The following is an 18,901-nucleotide window of genomic DNA, read 5'->3' on the forward strand; positions in this document are numbered from 1 at the left end:
TCACTGTCAAGGGCGTGCGGCCGTCGCACAGCAGGTTTCACCGGTGTGCGAATCGGTCGAAGGGTTACGTTCGAGGCGAGTTGACCGAGAGCCGCAAAGTGACCATACACACATCCGGCCGGACCTTGTCGGGCAAGGTCCGGCCGGGTGTGTGCTGTTGACGAGGTGTGTTGACGAATCGCCTTTTACCCGCAGGCGACTTAGCGACTCACCAGGTCACAGGGGTCGGTCGGGCGCGTCAGCCGAGCAGGGCCTCCAGCTCGACGTGGTCCAGGCCGTGCGCCTCGGCGACCTCCTTGTAAACGACCTTGCCGTCATGGGTGTTGAGACCCTTGGCGAGCGCGGCGTCGCGGCGCAGCGCCTCCACCCAGCCGTTGTTGGCCAGCGAGACGATGTACGGCAGCGTGGCGTTGGTGAGGGCGTTGGTGGAGGTGTTCGGCACACCGCCGGGCATGTTGGCGACGCAGTAGAAGACCGAGTTGTGGACCTCGAAGGTCGGCTCGGCGTGCGTGGTGGGACGGGAGTCCTCGAAGCAGCCGCCCTGGTCGATCGCGATGTCGACAAGGACACTTCCGGGCTTCATGCGGGACACCAGCTCGTTGGTGACCAGCTTCGGGGCCTTGGCGCCCGGGATGAGCACCGCGCCGATGACGAGGTCGGCGTCCAGGACCGCCTTCTCCAGCTCGAAGGCGTTGGACATGATCGCCTTGACCTTGGTGCCGAAGATCTTGTCGGCCTCGCGCAGCTTGTTGATGTCGCGGTCGAGCAGGGTCACCTCGAAGCCCATGCCGACGGCGACCTGGGTGGCGTTCCAGCCGGAGACGCCGCCGCCGATGACCACGGCCTTGGCGGGGGTCACGCCCGGGACGCCGCCCGGCAGCACGCCACGGCCGCCGGCCGCGCGCATCAGGTGGTAGGCGCCGACCTGCGGGGCCAGCCGGCCCGCGACCTCGGACATCGGGGCGAGCAGCGGCAGGGCGCGGTTCGGCAGCTCGACGGTCTCGTAGGCGATGGCCGTGGTGCCGGACTCGACGAGGGCGTCCGTGCACTCCTTGGAGGCGGCCAGATGCAGGTAGGTGAAGAGGATCTGGTCCTTGCGGAGGCGGTGGTACTCCTCCGCGATGGGCTCCTTGACCTTCAGCAGCAGGTCGGCGGCGGCCCACACCTCGTCGGCGGTGGCCAGGATCTCGGCACCGGCGGCCACGTACTCGACGTCCGTGATCGAGGAGCCGATGCCGGCGCCGCGCTCGACGACGACCTGGTGGCCGTTGCGCACCAGCTCGTGCACACCGGCGGGGGTGATGGCCACCCGGAACTCGTTGTTCTTGACCTCGCGGGGGATGCCGACCTTCACGTCGATCACGGTCCTTGGCTCAGAGGGTATGGGGGTGCATTACAGACGTACCCAGACATGCGGGGGCATACCGGGAGACACCGCTGGGAACGTGCGGCAGAGCCAGTCTAATGAAGGCGTTCCGGCTGTCTAGCCTTTCATTGCATCAATCTTCGCTGGATGCAGTACGGATTTCGCAGGCGTTAGCGTCGTCATCTGGACTTTCGACGTCCTCCGGCGCCTCCTCACCCAGCATGCGCTCGGCCGCGGCCCGGTGCAGGCGGGCGGCCGCCGGGTCGCCGAGGCGGTCCAGGGTGTCGGCGAGCCGCAGCTGAAGCGCGGCCTGGAGCCGGGCGTCCTCGGCGCGCCGGGCCCACTCCACGGCCTCCTGGCAGGTGCGCAGCGACTCCTCGGGCCGCCCCGCGTACTCCTGCACCCGGGCGATCTCGCTCAACGCCCGTGCGCTGGCGGCGATGTCGCCGCCCCTGCGGTAGCCGGCGAGGGCGGCCCGCCAGTTCCTGAGCGCCTCGCCGTAGCGGCCCGCGTAGGTGTGGGCCGTGGCGATCCGGCCGTACAGCCGGGCGGCGTCCGGGATCTCTCCCCGGGCCAGCCGCTCGGCCAGGGCCCGGCCGAACCAGTCGGCGGCCCGGTCGTGGTCCCCCAGCTCCTGGTGGGCACCGCCTACGGATTCCATCGCGCGGCCGGTCGCATAGGGGTCGTTCGCCTCGCGTCCGGCGTCCAGCGCGGCCCGGTACCGGGCCAGCGCCTCCCGGGTGCGGCCGGTCTGCGCGTCCAGATCGCCCAGGTTCAGCAGGGCCGCGGCCTTCTCCCGGGGCAGCCCGCGCCGCTCGGCGACGTCCAGGACGAGGCCGTGCACGCTGTACAGGTCGGGTGCGGCGGCCTGGGTGCCGACATGCGCGGCCAGGGCCCTGACCAGCTGGGACATCAGCCGGCGGGCCAGGGTGTCCAGCTCTCCGTCGGCCACCGCGAGGCGCACCGACGCCAGCAGGGCCGGACGCCGGATGCGCAGCCAGTCCGCGGCGGCCCGCGGGTTGGGGAAGCGCAGCGCCCGGGGCATGCCGATCAGCTTCTCCCGCGCCTGCGGGCTGTCCGTCTCGGTGATCGCCCGGCAGGACTGGAGCAGCCGTACCGTCCGCTCCAGCATCCGGGCCCGGGCCAGCTGGAGCTCGGCCGGCCGCTCGTGACTCTCCGCCACGGCGCGCAGCAGCGGGTGCAGACAGCCGGGGACCTGGTACTGGGGCAGCGGGGAGTCCACCGCGCGCAGCAGGCCGACGGCGACGAGGTCGTCCAGCGTGGTGTGGGCGGCGTCGACCGAGCAGCCGGCCAGGGCCGAGGCGGTGTGCGGGTCGGCCAGGCCGGCCGGGGCGAGGCAGAGCAGCCGCAGTATGCGGGCGGCCGGGCCGGGCAGCTGGTCGTACACGAGCCGGAAGACGCGGGCCAGCGGGGTGCCGTCGGCGCCCTCCTCGACGTCCGCGTGCAGCCGCTTGGCGAGGTCGGAGACGGCGGCCTTGGGACGGGCGGCGAGCCAGCCGCCGGCCAGCACCAGCGCGGCCGGGTGGCCCTGGCAGGCCTCCACCAGGCTCTCCGCGGAGCGCGGGTCGACGGTGACCCGGACCGCGCCGGTGTGGCCGGTGAGCAGCTCCACGGCGGACTTGGTGTCGAGACCGCCGAGCGTGCACGGGCGGACGTCCGCGATGCCGGTGAGCGGGCCGCCGGAGACGGCCACCACCAGGCACTCCGGGGCCTCCGGAAGCAGCGCGTCGACCTGGTCGGCGCCGGCCGCGTCGTCCAGCAGGAGCAGCGTCCGCCGGTCGGCGAGGGCGGTCCGCAGGGCCGCGGTGAGGTCGTCCTCGGCGGCTCCGGCGGGGGCGGGCAGCTTCAGCGCGGCGAGCAGGTCGCGGGCCACCTGCTCCACGGGCACTGGCGTGCCGCCGGGCTCGCTGAGCCGGGCCCGCAGCACTCCGTCGGGGTAACGGCCGGCGACCCGCCGGACGAGTTCCTCGGCGAGTCTGGTGCGGCCGGAGCCGGGGCGGCCCGCGATCAGGAGCACGCGCGCGCGGGGCGCCTTGCGGCCGGACAGGGTGTCCAGGCCCGCGCGCTCGATGTCGGCGCGCAGTTCCTTCAACTCCCGTGTGCGGCCCAGGAAACGGCCCTTCGCGACCGGGTGCGCGGACACCTCCGCGCCGTCCGGGTCCACCGCCTGATCCGTCACGGGCCACACTCCCGTCCCACCGCACGCGCAAGCCCGCCGGTGTCTTCCGGTACGGGCGTTCAAGAGCCTAGTTCACGCTCTGCGACGTACTCGGAGGAGCGCGGCGGACAGATCGCCCGATCGGATCAGGCGATCGTCACACCGGTGGGCCGGACGGGTCCGCTCAGGACGCGAAGGGACGCGCGGGCCAGGGGGCGGCGGCGGGGCGCAGTGCGTCCAGGCCGTCCCCGCCCCGCGCGGCCACCAGGGAGAGCACCCCGACGACCAGGCAGTTGTTGTGCAGGTCTCCGGCCAGGATCCGGCGCACGAGTTCCCCGACCGGCACGCGCGCGTGCTCCATGTCGGTCTCCTCGTGCTCCGCCTCGAAACGCTCGCCCTCGGCCTCGGACAGGTCCCGGGCGAGGAAGATCCGGATGGCCTCGTCACAGCCGCCGGGGGTGGTGTAGATGTCGGTCAGCACCCGCCAGTCCTCGGCCTTGACGTGCGCCTCCTCGTACAGCTCCCGCTGGGCGGCGTGCAGCGGGTTCTCGCCGGGCACGTCCAGCAGCCCGGCCGGGATCTCCCACAGCTTCTGCCGCACGGGGTGGCGGTACTGGTTGATCAGCAGGACCCGGTCCTCCTCGTCCAGGGCGAGGACGGCCACGGAGCCGGGGTGGACCTGGTAGTCACGGTGGACGACCGAGCCGTCGGGCATGACCACGTCGTCCGTGCGGACGGAGGTCTTGTTGCCCACGAAGGGGGTCTCCGTCGCCCGGATCTCCCACTCCTGCGGCGTGTCCTTGATCGTCATGCCCTGTCCTCCCACGTGCTTTCACAAGAGACCGGCGAAAAGAAAACCGGGGTGCCCACCTTTTGAAGGTATGCACCCCGGCCACCGTACAACTGGTGTGTTACTTCGAATTCTTCCGCTCGACCGAGGCCTTCACGAGGCCGGCGAAGAGCGGGTTCGCACGGGTCGGCCGCGAGCGCAGCTCGGGGTGCGCCTGGGTGGCGACCAGGTACGGATGGACGTCGCGCGGGTACTCCACGTACTCCACGAGCTTGCCGTCCGGCGAGGTGCCGGAGAAGACGATGCCGGCCTTCTTCTCCAGCTCCGCGCGGTAGGCGTTGTTGACCTCGTAGCGGTGCCGGTGGCGCTCCTCGACGTACTCCTTGCCGTCGTAGACCTCGCGGACGATGGAGCCCTCGGCGAGCTTGGCCGGGTACATGCCCAGCCGCATCGTGCCGCCCATGTCGCCCTCACCGGCGACGATGTCGAGCTGCTCGGCCATGGTGGAGATCACCGGGTGGGCGGTCGCCGGGTCGAACTCGGTGGAGTTGGCGTCCGGGATGTCGGCCAGGTTGCGGGCGGCCTCGATCACGATGCACTGGAGGCCCAGGCACAGGCCCAGCAGCGGGATCTTGTTCTCGCGGGCGTAGCGGATCGCGCCCACCTTGCCCAGCACGCCCCGGTCGCCGAAGCCGCCCGGGATGCAGATCCCGTCGACGTCGGCGAGCTGGGCCTTGGCGCCGGCCGGGGTCTTGCAGTCGTCCGAGGTGACCCACTTGATCTTCACGCGGGCGCGGTTGGCGAACCCGCCGGCCCGCAGCGCCTCGGTGACCGACAGGTAGGCGTCGGGCAGGTCGATGTACTTGCCGACCAGCGCGAGGGTGACCTCGTGGTCGGGGTTGTGGACGCGGTCGAGCAGGTCGTCCCAGGTCGTCCAGTCGACGTCGCGGAAGGGCAGGTCGAGCTTGCGCACGACGTAGGCGTCCAGGCCCTCGGAGTGCACGACCTTGGGGATGTCGTAGATGGAGCGGGCGTCGGGGCAGGCCACCACGGCCGCCTCGTCGACGTCGCACATCAGGGAGATCTTCCGCTTGATCGCGGTGGGCACCTCCCGGTCGCAGCGCAGCACGATCGCGTCCGGCTGGATACCGATGTTGCGCAGGGCGGCCACCGAGTGCTGGGTGGGCTTGGTCTTCAGCTCACCGGAGGGGCCGATGTACGGCAGCAGGGAGATGTGCACGACGAAGACGTTGTCCCGGCCGACCTCGTGGCGGACCTGGCGGACGGTCTCCAGGAACGGCAGCGACTCGATGTCGCCGACCGTGCCGCCGACCTCGGTGATGACGACGTCGACCTCGTCCGTCGCCATGCGGCGGATGCGGTGCTTGATCTCGTTGGTGATGTGCGGGATGACCTGCACCGTGTCACCGAGGTACTCGCCGCGGCGCTCCTTGGCGATCACCGTGGAGTACACCTGGCCGGTGGTCACGTTGGCGCTGCCGTCCAGGTTGCGGTCGAGGAAGCGCTCGTAGTGGCCGATGTCCAGGTCGGTCTCGGCGCCGTCGTTGGTGACGAACACCTCACCGTGCTGGAAGGGGTTCATGGTGCCCGGGTCGACGTTCAGGTACGGGTCCAGCTTCTGCATCACGACACGCAGGCCGCGGGCCTTGAGCAGCATGCCCAGGCTGGAGGCGGTCAGACCCTTGCCGAGCGAGGAGGCGACGCCCCCGGTGACGAAGATGTGCTTGGTCGTCGTGGCTGTGCTCGATCGAAAAGCACTGGGCGGCATGGCCAAGAGGGGGCTCCCGTGGTCGCTGTCTGTGATGCGGGCCGGCTGACGATCCGGAGGCTTCCGGAGGTGCCGTCGCTGCGGTTCGGGGGTTTGTCTCCCACCGGTCCACGGGCTACCAGCGTATCAGCGCCTGGACGGGATGGCTTCCGGCCACGCTCCGCGCCCGACCGGCCACGGGACGGACTCACAGGGGTCACTCATGTCACTTCGGCGACCATCCGGACACACGGTCCTCACCCGGCGCTCACCCGTTCGGCCCACACCGGTTGCCCGGAGCGGCACGCAGATCATCTACGTGCGTCGTATCCTGCTCGGACACTCACTGCCGGGCCCGACCGGAACGACGGCACACCCCCGCCTGCACCACCCGGAACAACGAGAGCGCGGCAGTTCGTTGAGCTAAGACTGTCGTGTTGCCTCAGGGCTCGGCGGGCTGCTTTGCTTCACCGCTCAACGACGCACAACAACGACCCCTTGACCGCATCAGCGACAGCCCCCTGCGCGGGGGTGTGACGTGGCCGTTCGACTGGAGTTGCACGTGGCCGGGCGCATCGAAGACTACGCACTCATCGGAGACATGCAGACCGCGGCACTGGTCTGCCGGGACGGCACGGTGGACTGGCTGTGCCTGCCCCGCTTCGACTCGCATGCCATCTTCGCCGGCCTGCTGGGCACCGAGGAGCACGGCTTCTGGCGGCTCGGCCCGGCGCACGCCGCCGACGCCAAGCCGCCCACGGCCGCCCGGCGCAGCTACCGCGGCGACTCGCTGATCCTGGAGTCGGAGTGGGACACCCCGCGCGGCACGGTGCGCGTGACCGATTTCATGCCCCCGCGCGACGGCGCCCCGCAGCTGATCCGGATCGTGGAGGGCGTCACCGGACGGGTGCCGATGCGCTCCGCGCTGCGGATGCGGTTCTCCTACGGCAGGGTGGTGCCGTGGGTGCACCGGCACGAGGGCCGCACGGTGGCCGTCGCCGGCCCGGACTCGGTGTGGTTCGACACGGAGGCCGAGACCTACGGAAAGTCGCTGACGACGTACGCGGACTTCACCGTCGCCCCGGGTGACCGGATCGCGTTCACCATCTCGTGGCAGCCCTCGCACAAGGAGCCGCCGCCGCTGCCGGAGCCGGAGGCCTCGCTGGATGCGACGGAGGACTTCTGGCGCGAGTGGGTCGAGCACTGCACGTACCACGGGCCGTACCGCGAGGCGGTGATCCGTTCGCTGATCACGCTGAAGGCGCTGACGTACGCCCCGACCGGCGGCATCGTCGCGGCCCCCACCACCTCCCTGCCGGAGGACATCGGGGGCGTGCGCAACTGGGACTACCGCTACACCTGGCTGCGGGACGCGGCGATCACCCTGTCCTCGCTGCTGCGCACGGGCTACCGCGAGGAGGCCCGTGCCTGGCGCGAGTGGCTGCTGCGGGCGGTCGCGGGCGACCCGGAGAACCTCCAGATCATGTACGGCCTCGCGGGCGAGCGCGAGCTGGGCGAGGCGGAGCTGGACTGGCTGCCGGGCTACGAGCACTCCGCGCCGGTCCGGGTCGGCAACGGCGCCGCGCACCAGCTCCAGCTGGACGTGTACGGCGAGGTCACCGAGGCCCTGCACCTGGCCCACATGACCGGCCTGGCCCGCCACGACTACGCCTCCCTGCTCCAGCTGAAGCTGATCCGGTACCTGGAGGACCACTGGCAGGAGCCGGACGAGGGCATCTGGGAGGTGCGCGGCCCGCGCCGCCACTTCGTGCACTCCAAGGTGATGGCCTGGGTCGCGGTGGACCGCACGATCAAGCTGATCGAGTCCGGGGACGCGGACGGCCCGCTGGAGCGCTGGAAGGAACTGCGCGACGACATCCACCGGGACGTGTGCGAGAAGGGCTACGACAAGGAGCGCAACACCTTCACCCAGTCGTACGGCTCCCAGGAGCTGGACGCCTCCCTGCTGCTCATCCCGCAGATGGGTTTCCTCCCCCCGGACGACAAGCGGGTGATCGGCACGATCGAGGCGATCCAGCGCGAGCTGTCCACCTCGGACGGGTTCATCCTGCGCTACCCGACGGAGGGCGACCACGCGGGCGTCGACGGCCTGCCGGGCGACGAGGGCGCCTTCCTGGCCTGCTCGTTCTGGATGGCGGACGACCTGGCGATGATCGGCCGGGTGGACGAGGCCCGCAAGCTGTTCGAGAAGCTGCTCGCGCTGCGCAACGACCTCGGCCTGCTCGCCGAGGAGTGGGACCCGCGCCTCCAGCGGCAGGTGGGCAACTTCCCGCAGGCGTTCAGCCACGTGCCCCTGATCGACACCGCGCTGCGGCTGACCGCCTCGGGTGCCTACGGCGGCTGAGCACGACCGCCCGGCCGCGCCCGCCTAGGCTGGACGACAACGGCCCCTTTTCCGGAAGGGGGCGGCCATGGCTTCCCTCTCGAAGGCGGGCGCGGCCCTCACCGCGCTGCGCGAGGACCTGGTGGGCGATGTGTTCGCCCCGGGGGACCCCGGCTACGACGAGGCTCGTACGGTCTTCAACGCGATGATCGACCGGCGGCCGGCGGTGATCGCCCAGTGCGCGAACGTGGCCGACGTGGTGCGGGCCGTGCGCTTCGGCCGGGACCTGGACCTCCACATCGCGGTGCGCGGCGGCGGCCACAGCGTGGCGGGTGCGGCGCTGGGGGACGGCGCGCTCGTCGTGGACCTGCGCCGGATGCACGACGTGACGGTCGCCCCGGCCGCCGAGGCGGTCCGGGTCGAGGGCGGCGCCACGATGAGCCATCTCGACCGGGCCGCCCAGCCGTACGGCCTCGCGACCACCGGCGGGCGGGCCTCCACCACCGGGGTCGGCGGCTTCGTCCTCGGCGGCGGCACCGGCTGGCTGGCCCGCGCCTTCGGCCTGGCCGTCGACAACCTCCTCGGCATCGAACTGGTGACCGCCGACGCGGAGCGGGTGCACGCGAACGCCGACGAGAACCCCGAGCTGTTCTGGGCGCTGCACGGCGGGGGCGGCAACTTCGGCATCGCCACCGCGCTCACCCTGCGGCTGCACGAGCTGCCGGAGTTCTCCATCGCCCTGCTGCTGTACCTGCCGCACCTGGGCCCGGACGTGGTCCGTGTCTTCCGCGAGGTGGTCGGGGGCGGCCCGGACGAGGTGGGCGGCGCCGTGCTGTACCTGACCGGGCCGCCCGAGGAGTTCGTACCGCCGGAACTGGTGGGCAAGCTGGTGTGCGCCGGGCTGCTGACCTACGCGGGCGGCGAGGACGGACTGCGCGGGCTCGCCGAGCCGCTGCTGGCGCTGCCGCACGAGGCGGAGATCGTCGGCCCGATGCCGTACGCCGACGTCCAGTGCATGCTGGACGATCCTCCCGGCCGGCGGAACCACTGGTCCGCGGAGTACGTGACCGGTCTGCCCGACGAGCTGGTGGAGGTCTACTGCACCCGCGCGGAGAACATGCCCGTGCCGACCAGCACCCAGCACCTGCTGTTCCCGCAGGGCGGTGCGATCGCCGCCGGACCGCACGAGTACCCGGTGCCCTACCGGGACGCACCCTGGGCGTTGCACCCCTTCGCCGTCTGGCAGGACCCGGCCGACGACGAGCGGGCCATCGCCTGGGTGCGGGAGGTGCGCGCCGACGCCCGGCCGTGGAGCACGGGCGCCGTGAACCTGAACTTCATCGGCGAGGAGGGCTCCGAGCGGGTGCGGGCGGGCCTGGGCGAGGGGAACCTGCTGCGGCTGGAGAAGGTGAAGCGGGCCTACGACCCCGACAACGTGTTCCGCTTCAACCACAACATCCGCCCGGTGTAGCGCGCAGCCACGGCATCGGACCGGTGAGGTGTAAGTCCTCGACCCACGCCATCGGGTCCGGTGCGGCGTGGAGCCATGGCATCGGGCCGGTGAGATATGGGTCCTCAACCCACACCATCCGGTCCGGTGTGGCACGCAGCCACGGCATCGGGCCGGTGAGATACGGGTCCTCAACCCACACCATCCGGTCCGGTGTGGCACGCAGCCACGGCATCGGGCCGGTGAGATACGGGTCCTCAACCCACACCATCCGGTCCGGTGCGGCGCGACGCCACGGCATCGGTCGGTGCGGCACGGAGCCCACACCGTCAGGCCGGTGTGGCACCGGGTTCTCCCGTCCGCGGTACCGGCCGGTGTGGCGCGGAGCTGTCCTGCGGGCGTTTGCGCAGGTAGCGTCCGCTGCATGGACAGCCGTACGGACCACCGACTCGACACCCAGGGCGCCGGCATCACCGTGCAGCGGGCGCTGGAGCTGCCCGGCCTGCGCAGCGGGCTGCCGGAGATCCTGGCGGGCGCCGACCGGCTCGGCCGCACCGTCCGCTGGGTGCATGCGGGCGAGGTGCCGAACATCGCCTCGCTGCTCAAGGGCGGCGAGCTGCTGCTCACCACCGGCTACGGCCTCGGTACCCGTCCGGCCGAGCAGCGGGCGTTCGTCCGGACCCTGGCCGAGCGGGGGATCGCGGCCCTGGTGGTGGAGCTGGGCCCGCGCTTCGCCCGGCTGCCCGCGGCCCTGGTGGACACGGCCCGGGCGGCCGGTCTGCCCCTGGTCCAGCTGCACCGCGAGGTGCCGTTCGTGACGGTCACCGAGGAGGTCCACACCGAGATCGTCAACGGCCACTACGCCCTGCTCCAGCGCGCGGAGGAGGTGCACCGGCGCTGCACCGAGGCCTTGCTGGGCGGCGGCGGCGTGCCGCAGGTGCTGGGCATCCTCGCCGGCTTCAGCGGCAACCCGGTGTTCCTGGAGACGGCGGACGGCCGGCTGCTCTACGCCGCCGGGGAAGGCCCCGAGGGCGCCGACCCGCTCCAGGTGTGGGAGGGGCTGCGCGGCCCGCACAAGGAGGCTCCGCCGCCCGCCGGTTCGGTACTGGTGGACGTGCCCGGTGGCGGCCCCGGCACGGCGGGCTCGGTGCGCGCCCGTCTGGTCCTGCTGCCGGTCCGCGCCCCGCTGGCCCCGGTGCACCGGATCGCCGCGGAGCGGGCCGCGGGCATCCTGGCCGTGGTGCTGATGCAGGCCCGGCAGGAGGAGGAACTGGCGGCACGCGGGCGCGGCGACTTCCTCACCGATCTCGCCGAGGGCCGCATCACGGCGGAGGACGCCCCGGCGCAGGCCCGGGTCCTCGGCTTCAAGCCCGGCGACAGCCCGCTGCTGCCGGTGGTGATGCGGATCGGGGACACCCTCTCCCCCGGCGGGGGCTGGGCGGTGCTGGCCCGGGCGGTGTCGGAGGAGCTGGCCGCGGTGGGCGTGCCGGTGCTGCTGGGAGTGCGGCCGGTGGAGGGCCGGGTCCTGGTGCTGCTGGGACTGCGCTCGGAGTCGGAACGGGCGGCGGTCGCGGACCGGGTGGCCGCTGCGCTGCGGGCGGGGGTGGACCGGGCCGGGATGCGGCGGCCGGGCTCACCGCCACCGGTGGTGGTCGTCGGGGTGGCCGGCGGCTGGGCGGCGGCCTCGGCGGGGCTGCGGCACGCGGCGGAGACGGCGACGGCGGCCCAGGGCCTGACCGACCGGCCCTGGTACGACGCCCGGCGCCTCGACATCGACCTGCTGCTGTGGCGGCTGCGTGACCACCCGGACCTGGCGGCCTTCGTGGACCGCGCGATCGGCCCGCTGCGCGACCACGACCACCGCTCCAGGCCGCCGCTGCTGCCGACCCTGGAGACCTATCTCGCGCACGCCGGCCGCAAGGCGGAGACGGCCCGCGAACTGCACCTCAACCGGCAGACGCTGTACAACCGGCTCGCCCGCATCGGCGAGTTGCTCGGCACGGACCTCGACGACCCGCAGACGGTCCTGGCCCTGAGCCTGGCCCTCCGCGCCCGCCGCCACGTCCCTTAGAGCCTCTCTTCCGGATCATGCCGGGCTCGCGGGCGCCGGCACGGTGCCCCGGCCCGACCAGGGCGGAAGACCTAGGCCAGCGGCCGGGGCTGGGTCAACTCGTCGTACACGCTGAGCACCTGGGCGACGGTCTCGTCCTCCGTCGGCCAGGTCGCCGCCTGCCGCAGCCCGCGCTCCCGCAGCAGTGCGCACCGCTCGGGGTCCGCGAGGAGCCGCAGGACCGTGGCGGCGAGGGCCGCCGGGTCGCCGTACGGTACGAGTTCGGCCGCGTCGCCGACGAGGTCCGGGACACCGCCGACCCGGGTCGCGACGAGCGGCACGCGCGCGTGCAGCGCCTCCTGCGCGAGGACGGACCGCGACTCCCAACTGCTCGTGAGGAGCGCCAGGTCGGCGGCGGCGAGCAGTTCGGGCACGTCGTCCCGGCGCCCGATGAGCCGCACCGGCAGTCCCTCGGCCTCGATCCGCTGCTGGAGCACGGGTCGCAGCGGCCCCTCCCCCGCGATCACCACCAGCGGCGCCGGGTCCAGGTCCCGCCAGGCGCGTGCCGCGTCGAGCAGGACGTCGTAGCCGCGGTGGCGGTCCAGGGAGCCGACCGCGATGAGCACCGGGCGTCCGGTGGCGCCGAGTTCGGCCCGGACCTTGGGGCGCAGCCGGTCGGGGTCGTCGAGGACGACGGGCCGTCGCTGCCCCGGCAGGCCGACGGCCGCGAGCCGGGCGTCGCGTGCCCCCGTCCGCCGGGCGCGGTCCACCAGGTCGGAGCTGGTGCCGAGGACGACGGCCGCCGTCCGCACCACCCGCCGCTCCAGCAGCCGCAGCAACTGCCCCCGCGGTCCCTCCGCCTGCGCCCGGTTGTGCCAGGTGACGACCAGCGGAGTGCTGCGCCCGCTGAGCGCGAGCACGGCCCGGAAGGAGGCGTGCAGCCCGTGCGCGTGCACCAGGTCGGCGTTGGCGCAGGCCGTCCGGAGCGCGGCCACGGAGACGGGGTCACTGCTGCGGGGCACGTGCACATGGTCGGCCCCGACTCCGGAGAAGTCGTAGGCGCGGTCGGCCTCGACGGGGGCGCACACCGTGACCCGCACGCCCCTGGCCACGAGCCCGTCCGCCAGCGAACGCACATGCGCGCTGCTGCAGGCGTTGCCTCCGCCCAGCACCTGCACGGTGCGCAGCGGCGACTGGCCGTGCGGTGCGTTGCTGCTCAGGGGGCTCACGGGGCCGGCGCTCCTGGTTCTGCGTGGGCGGTCACGAGGAAACGTACAGAAGGTAGCGGGCTCAATGGGGCGGAAGGACGTACCCCGCGCGCCTCCCGCGCGGACCGTGTTCCCTCAAGCATGCCAGGGGGAGCGGCGGTTGCGGGAAATCCGGAGGGCGCACAGTGCGGCGGGCCGGGGCAATGCGCCGGAGCACGTCACCCACAAGGGTGAGGAACGCCTGCCGCACCGGACCCCGTGCGTTCGCGTCCGACGAGGTCAGACCATCGCGGTGAGCGCGCCCACGCGGTGACGCGGTCCCCGTGCACGGCGGCGGCCACGACGGCGACGGCGTGCGCGAGCAGCCCCGCGCGCCGGTTGCCCGCCGCCACGGCCGCCCCCAGAGCGGCACCGAGGGCGTGCGCCCCCATGTCCCCGATCATGGCGCGCCCACCGACATCCTCGCGCAGCACGGCCGCCGCGCCGCCCACCGCGACGGCGGCGAGTTCGCCGCCCGGTCCCTTCCGCAGCAGCCCCGGTGCCCCGAGCGCGAGTACCGCGCCGAGCGCCCTGCCCGGCCGTACGTCGACCAGGTTGACGAAGTGGGCGGTTCCCGCGATCACGACGCCGGCGAGCAGCTTGTCCAGGGGCCGTTCCTTCAGCAGCGCGCCCGCGAGGAGTCCGGCCGCGGACACCCCGAACAGCTTGACGGCGCCGCTGGTGATCTCACCGTTGCGCAGCGCCCCGAGATGCGCCCGGAAGCCACGCCGGTGATCCCCGGCGACGTCGTCGTACGCCCCGCAGGCTCCGGCGGCCAGCACGGCGAGCCCCGCACCGGGGTGCACCCGGCCGGCGGCGACCGCCGTGCCCAGCGCCGAGGCGGGCGCCGCGTACAGCTCGACGCTCCGCCCGGCGTGGTTCCTCCGCTCCCAGCGTGCGGGGCCCCCGGGCGGGTTGGCCCGCAGGAGGACGAAGCCGGCCCGGGTGAGCGCGGCGGACAGCAGAAGGGACCGGGACCTCCGGGCGACGATCATCCGACCACCCTAAGTCCCACCGAACTCCGGCCGCCCGTTCCGCGAGGGATCCGCCCGCACGCTCCCCGAGGGATCCGCCCGCAGGTTCCGCCGCAGACCCGGCCGCACGTTTTCGGTGCAGCTCCGGCCGCACGTTCCCGCGGAGATCGGCCCGCCCGGTTCTCGCGGAGATCCGGCCCCACGTTCCGGTGGAGGACGGCCCGCCTGGTTCCGCCAGAGACCCGCCTGGTTTCGCCAGAGATCCCCGGTTCTGCCAAAGATCCGCTCGGTTTCGCTAGAGATCCGCCCGGGCCGTCGCCAGCAGCTCCTCCGCGTGCGCGCGGGCCGTCTCGGAGTCCTCCTGGCCGGCCAGCATGCGGGACAGCTCGCGGATCCGCTCCTCGCCCTCCAGCACCTTCACACCGGACCGGGTGACCGACCCGTCGTTGGTCTTCTCCACCAGCAGCTGCCGGTCGGCGAACGCGGCGACCTGCGGCAGGTGGGTGACCACGACGACCTGCGCGGTCCTGGCGAGCTTCGCCAGGCGCCGGCCGATCTCGACCGCCGCCTTGCCGCCGACACCGGCGTCGACCTCGTCGAAGAGATACGTCGGCACGGGGTCCGTCCCCGCGAACACGACCTCGACGGCGAGCATCACCCGGGACAGCTCACCACCGGAGGCGCCCTTGGCGATGGGCCGCGGCGGGGCGCCCGGGTGCGGGGCGAGCAGCAGTTCGACCTCGTCCACGCCCGACGGGCCGTAGGCGACCGTCCGCCCGCCGACCTCGACGCCCTCCGGGTCCTCGGTCTGCCGGAGGTCGAACGACACGCGCGCGTGGGGCATCGCCAGCGAGGCCAGCTCGGCGGTCACCGCCGCGGCGAACCGCTCGGCGGCCTCGGTCCGCGCGTCCGTCAACGCCTGCGCGAGACCGCCCAGTTCGGTGCGGAGCGCGTCCCGCTCGGCGGTCAGCTCCCCGATCCGCTCGTCGTCGCCGTCCAGCTCGCCGAGCCGGGCGGCGCTCTGCTCGGACCACGCGAGGACGGCGTTCACGTCCTCGCCGTACTTGCGCGTCAACGCGGTCAGCGCGGCCCGGCGCTCCTCCACGGCGGCCAGCCGCAGCGGGTCGGCGTCGAGATCGTCGGCGTATCCCGCCAGCTCACCCGCCACATCGCCGAGCAGGATGCCGATCTCCCCGATCCGGTCGGCGAGCGCGGCCAGCGCCGGATCGTGCGACCGCACGGCCTCCAGGGCGCGGTGGGCGCCCGCGACCAGGGTCGAGGCGTCGATCCCCTCGGGGTCCTCCGGATTGCCCGCGAGAGCGGCGTGCCCGGCCGTCGCGGCGGAGGACAGCGCCTCGGCGTGCCCCAGCCGCTCGGCCTCCTCGGCCAGCTCCGCGTCCTCGCCGGGCCGGGGCTCCACGGCGGCGATCTCGTCGAGCCCGTACCGCAGCATGTCGGCTTCCTGCGCCCGCTCACGCGCGCGCGTGGTGATCTCCTCCAGCTCGGTGGAGACGGCCCGCAGCCGCTTGTACGCCTCCGTGTACTTGGCGAGCGGCACGGCGACGGTGTCGCCCGCGTACCGGTCGAGCGCCTGCCGCTGCCGGGACTGCTTCAGCAGCCCCTGCTGGTCGGTCTGCCCGTGCACGGCCGCCAGGTCGTCGGCCAGCTCGGCGAGCAGCCCGACGGGCACGCTGCGCCCGCCCAGATGCGCCCGGGAGCGGCCCTCGGCGGAGATGGTGCGGCTGATCAGCAGGGCTCCGTCGTCCAGCTCCGCCCCGGCCTCCTCGGCGCGTACGACGGCGGCGGCGCCGGAGGGTACGGCGACCCGTCCCTCCACGACCGCCTTCTCGGCCCCGACCCGCACGAGCGCCGGGTCCGCCCGGCCGCCGAGCAGCAGCCCGAGGCTCGTGACCACCATGGTCTTGCCCGCACCCGTCTCACCGGTGACGGCGGTGAACCCCGGCGACAGCTCGACGACGGCATCGTCGATGACCCCGAGCGACCGTATCCGCATCTCCTCCAACACGGAACAGACCATACGAGGTCCGGGGCACGGAACGCACATGGCCCGCCCATGTCACTCCGCCGAGTGGTCCCCCGCCGAGGGGCGCGGGGCACCGTGCGACCGGCCCCACGCACCCACGGCCGCCGACGAAGCGTGACCACCCCCCACAAACCGCTAGTGGGGTGCCCCTCGCCACCCGGTGGTCGGCAGCGCGAACTTCGCGACGAGCCGATCCGTGAACGAAGAGTGATGCAGCCGCGCGAGCCGGACCGGCACCGCCCCCCGCCGCACCTCCACCCGGGCCCCGGGCGGCAACTCGACGGTCCGCCGCCCGTCGCACCACAGCACACCCGGCGGGATGTGCGGCAGGACCTCCACCGCGAGCACCGAGTCCGGCGAGGTGACCAACGGCTTGGCGAACAGCGCGTGCGCACTGATCGGCACCATCAGCAGCGCCTCCACCTCGGGCCACACCACCGGCCCGCCGGCGGAGAACGCGTACGCCGTGGACCCGGTCGGCGTGGACAGCACGACACCGTCGCAGCCGAACCCCGTCACCGGCCGCCCGTCGATCTCCAGCACGACTTCCAGCAGCTTCTCGGCGCCCGCCTTCTGCACGGCCGCCTCGTTCAGCGCCCAGTCCGTGTGCACGATGTCGCCGTTGCGGTGCACGACGACGTCGACGGTCATCCGTTCCTCGACCTCGTACGACCGCGCCACCACCCGGTCCACCACCCGGTCGAGGTCGTCACGCTCGGCCTCCGCGAGGAATCCGACGCGGCCGAGGTTGACGCCGAGCATCGGCACCCCGGAGGCCCGCGCGAACTCGGCCCCCCGCAGCAGCGTGCCGTCGCCGCCCAGCACGATCAGCAGCTCGCACCCGTCCAGGCACTGCGGCGTCGCCTCCTTGACGAGGCCCACCTCGTCCGGAAGCGGCAGGTCGCGCGCCTCCTCCTCCAGCACCCGCACCCCGATGCCATGCCGCAGCAGGCCCTTGACGACGAGTTCCGCACTGCGGATCGCCGCGGGCCGCCCGGTGTGGGCGAGCAGGAAAACAGTACGCGCCAGGTTCTGTGTCAACGCGGCCCCTCCGCCACTGCACGTTCGACGTCGGCCGGGTCCACCTGGGGTGCCCCCGCCCGCAGCCAGAGAAAGTACTCGACGTTCCCCGAGGGCCCGGGCAGCGGACTGGCGGTGACCCCTCGCACCCCGAGCCCAAGCTCCCACGCCTTCTCGGCCACTCCCCGCACGGCCTCCGCCCGCAGCTGCGGACTCCGTACGACACCCCCGCTGCCGAGCCGCTCCTTCCCCACCTCGAACTGCGGCTTGACCATCATCACCAAGTCGGCGTCCGCTGTCACGCACCGCTTCAGGGCAGGCAGCACCAGCCCGAGCGGAATGAAGGACAGATCGCCCACGACAAGATCCACAGGTTCCCCATCGATCGCCTCAAGCGTCAACTCGCGTACGTTCGTACGGTCCTTGACGGTGACGCGTTCATCGTTCTGGAGAGACCAGGCGAGCTGTCCGTAGCCGACGTCCACCGCGACGACATGGCCGGCGCCCGCGCGCAGCAGCACGTCGGTGAAGCCGCCGGTGGACGCGCCGGCGTCCAGCGCGCGCCGGCCCTCGACCACGAGCCCCTGCGGCACGAAGGCCGCAAGCGCGCCGGCCAGCTTGTGCCCGCCCCGGGAGACGTAGTCGGGGTCGCTGTCGTCGCTCCGGACGACGATCGCCGCCGCGGTCTCCACCTGGGTGGCCGGCTTGGTCGCGACGGTCTTGCCGACGGTGACCCGCCCGGCGGCGATCAGCTGGCTGGCGTGCTCGCGCGAGCGGGCGAGCTTCCGGCGGACCAGCTCCGCGTCGAGACGGCGGCGTGCGACTCCTGCCACGTTCGGTTCAGCTCCTGCTCTGGTACGGCGTCGGTGACGCCGGATGCGACGATCGAAAGGCGGGACCCGAAGGATCTCACCGAGGGGCGGCGGTCGGGTGACCGCCGGGAACCGGAGGTCCCGGGCGGGCGTCGAGCGCGGTGAGCGCGTCACGCAGCCCCCTGTGTACATCCTCGTACACCTCGACATGGCCGTCGGTGGCGAGGTGGTCGGTGTCGGCCAGCCGTTCCAGCTGCGCGTCGACCTCGGCGTTGCCGGTAGGGGTGCGCGGGACGTCCAGGGGGGCCGGGGCGGCGGGGTCGTACTCGGGCTCGGACTCGGCCACGGCTTCCGCGGGGGCCTCGGACACGGACTCGCTCATGCCCAGACGCTACCCCGAACCCCTGGGGTACCGTCGTGGACGATGGCCACGATCGAGGAGTGCCGCGCCGCACTGGGGAAGCTTTCGGACAACATGCAGGGCGCCGAGGGCGAGGTCGGCGCTGCTGCCGCCCTGGACCGCTCGGTGAGCTGTCACATCACGGATCTGGACGTCACCTTCGTCGGCCGGATGACCGGCGGCCGGCTGGAGGTCGACGAGACCATCCCCGGCCCGCCCCGCGAGAAGGCACGGATCCGGCTCGCCATGGCGGGGGACGATCTGGTGGCCCTGGTGGGCGGTGAGCTGAACTTCGCGACCGCCTGGGGTTCGGGCCGGGTGAAGCTGGACGCGAGCCTGCTGGATCTGTTCCGGCTGAGAAAGCTGCTGTAAGCCCGCAGGGGGAAGCCGTTGGGGGCTCGTTCGCGGGAAGCCGTTGGGGCTCCTTCACGGGGAGCCGCTGGGGCTCGTTCGCGGG

Annotated in this window: 14 protein-coding genes; 4 read left to right on the forward strand and 10 right to left on the reverse strand. The window is 73.0% G+C overall.

Annotation, left to right across the window (positions count from 1 at the left end; translation table 11 throughout):
- Positions 1-238: 238 nt before the first annotated feature.
- The 4 genes from ald to pyrG all read right to left on the reverse strand — a co-directional run bounded on the left by ald (position 239) and on the right by pyrG (position 6,124).
- The gene (gene ald, locus JK361_RS24550; RefSeq protein ID WP_201821779.1) at positions 239-1,363 is read right to left on the reverse strand and encodes an alanine dehydrogenase; all 1,125 of its coding nucleotides are present in this window, start codon (positions 1,361-1,363) and stop codon (positions 239-241) included.
- Between the two features lie 136 nt (positions 1,364-1,499).
- Positions 1,500-3,566 (reverse strand): tetratricopeptide repeat protein, encoded by a 2,067-nt coding sequence (locus JK361_RS24555; RefSeq protein WP_201821781.1) that lies wholly within the window; start codon positions 3,564-3,566, stop codon positions 1,500-1,502.
- Between the two features lie 163 nt (positions 3,567-3,729).
- Positions 3,730-4,356: an NUDIX domain-containing protein gene (locus JK361_RS24560; protein WP_201821782.1), complete on the reverse strand. Its 627-nt coding sequence runs from the start codon at positions 4,354-4,356 to the stop codon at positions 3,730-3,732.
- Positions 4,357-4,456: 100 nt separating this feature from the next.
- The gene (gene pyrG, locus JK361_RS24565) at positions 4,457-6,124 is read right to left on the reverse strand and encodes a CTP synthase (protein WP_201821784.1); all 1,668 of its coding nucleotides are present in this window, start codon (positions 6,122-6,124) and stop codon (positions 4,457-4,459) included.
- A gap of 541 nt (positions 6,125-6,665) precedes the next feature.
- Here pyrG and JK361_RS24570 point away from each other — a divergent pair.
- The 3 genes from JK361_RS24570 to JK361_RS24580 all read left to right on the forward strand — a co-directional run bounded on the left by JK361_RS24570 (position 6,666) and on the right by JK361_RS24580 (position 11,968).
- A complete protein-coding gene (locus tag JK361_RS24570; RefSeq protein WP_201821844.1) occupies positions 6,666-8,468 on the forward strand; it encodes a glycoside hydrolase family 15 protein in 1,803 nt (600 codons plus the stop codon).
- A gap of 67 nt (positions 8,469-8,535) precedes the next feature.
- Positions 8,536-9,918, forward strand: a complete 1,383-nt coding sequence (locus tag JK361_RS24575; protein ID WP_201821786.1) for an FAD-binding oxidoreductase — start codon at positions 8,536-8,538, stop codon at positions 9,916-9,918.
- A gap of 403 nt (positions 9,919-10,321) precedes the next feature.
- Positions 10,322-11,968 (forward strand): PucR family transcriptional regulator, encoded by a 1,647-nt coding sequence (locus tag JK361_RS24580; protein ID WP_201821788.1) that lies wholly within the window; start codon positions 10,322-10,324, stop codon positions 11,966-11,968.
- A gap of 71 nt (positions 11,969-12,039) precedes the next feature.
- On the opposite strand, the gene JK361_RS24585 is transcribed toward JK361_RS24580, so the two are convergent.
- The 6 genes from JK361_RS24585 to JK361_RS24610 all read right to left on the reverse strand — a co-directional run bounded on the left by JK361_RS24585 (position 12,040) and on the right by JK361_RS24610 (position 18,426).
- A complete protein-coding gene (locus JK361_RS24585; RefSeq protein WP_201821790.1) occupies positions 12,040-13,176 on the reverse strand; it encodes a glycosyltransferase family 4 protein in 1,137 nt (378 codons plus the stop codon).
- Positions 13,177-13,373: 197 nt separating this feature from the next.
- Positions 13,374-14,189, reverse strand: a complete 816-nt coding sequence (locus tag JK361_RS24590) for a hypothetical protein (RefSeq protein WP_201821792.1) — start codon at positions 14,187-14,189, stop codon at positions 13,374-13,376.
- Between the two features lie 274 nt (positions 14,190-14,463).
- Complete coding sequence (recN, locus tag JK361_RS24595) at positions 14,464-16,206, reverse strand: DNA repair protein RecN (RefSeq protein ID WP_201821794.1); 1,743 nt, start codon at positions 16,204-16,206, stop codon at positions 14,464-14,466.
- 141 nt (positions 16,207-16,347) lie between these two features.
- Positions 16,348-17,253: an NAD kinase gene (locus JK361_RS24600; RefSeq protein ID WP_201821796.1), complete on the reverse strand. Its 906-nt coding sequence runs from the start codon at positions 17,251-17,253 to the stop codon at positions 16,348-16,350.
- Positions 17,250-18,065 carry a TlyA family RNA methyltransferase gene (locus JK361_RS24605; protein WP_201821798.1) on the reverse strand — a complete coding sequence of 272 codons (816 nt, stop codon included), beginning with the start codon at positions 18,063-18,065 and terminating at the stop codon, positions 17,250-17,252. The genes JK361_RS24600 and JK361_RS24605 overlap by 4 nt, the downstream gene beginning before the upstream one ends.
- A 76-nt stretch (positions 18,066-18,141) precedes the next feature.
- Positions 18,142-18,426, reverse strand: coding sequence for a hypothetical protein (locus JK361_RS24610; RefSeq protein ID WP_201821800.1), 285 nt, complete (start codon positions 18,424-18,426; stop codon positions 18,142-18,144).
- Positions 18,427-18,468: 42 nt separating this feature from the next.
- Between JK361_RS24610 and JK361_RS24615 the strand changes: the two genes are divergently transcribed.
- The gene (locus JK361_RS24615; RefSeq protein WP_201821802.1) at positions 18,469-18,816 is read left to right on the forward strand and encodes a sterol-binding protein; all 348 of its coding nucleotides are present in this window, start codon (positions 18,469-18,471) and stop codon (positions 18,814-18,816) included.
- Positions 18,817-18,901 lie beyond the last annotated feature (85 nt).

The sequence above is a fragment of the Streptomyces musisoli genome, assembly GCF_016741855.1.
Classification (GTDB): Bacteria; Actinomycetota; Actinomycetes; order Streptomycetales; family Streptomycetaceae; genus Streptomyces; species Streptomyces musisoli.

Excerpts from the sequence above, each read along its gene's own strand:
- recN (WP_201821794.1), bottom strand. The coding sequence starts at position 16,206 with ATGGTCTGTTCCGTGTTGGAGGAGATGCGGATACGGTCGCTCGGGGTC.
- JK361_RS24590 (WP_201821792.1), bottom strand. The coding sequence starts at position 14,189 with ATGATCGTCGCCCGGAGGTCCCGGTCCCTTCTGCTGTCCGCCGCGCTC.
- JK361_RS24615 (WP_201821802.1), top strand. The coding sequence starts at position 18,469 with ATGGCCACGATCGAGGAGTGCCGCGCCGCACTGGGGAAGCTTTCGGAC.
- JK361_RS24610 (WP_201821800.1), bottom strand. The coding sequence starts at position 18,426 with ATGAGCGAGTCCGTGTCCGAGGCCCCCGCGGAAGCCGTGGCCGAGTCC.
- pyrG (WP_201821784.1), bottom strand. The coding sequence starts at position 6,124 with ATGCCGCCCAGTGCTTTTCGATCGAGCACAGCCACGACGACCAAGCAC.
- JK361_RS24575 (WP_201821786.1), top strand. The coding sequence starts at position 8,536 with ATGGCTTCCCTCTCGAAGGCGGGCGCGGCCCTCACCGCGCTGCGCGAG.
- JK361_RS24580 (WP_201821788.1), top strand. The coding sequence starts at position 10,322 with ATGGACAGCCGTACGGACCACCGACTCGACACCCAGGGCGCCGGCATC.
- JK361_RS24560 (WP_201821782.1), bottom strand. The coding sequence starts at position 4,356 with ATGACGATCAAGGACACGCCGCAGGAGTGGGAGATCCGGGCGACGGAG.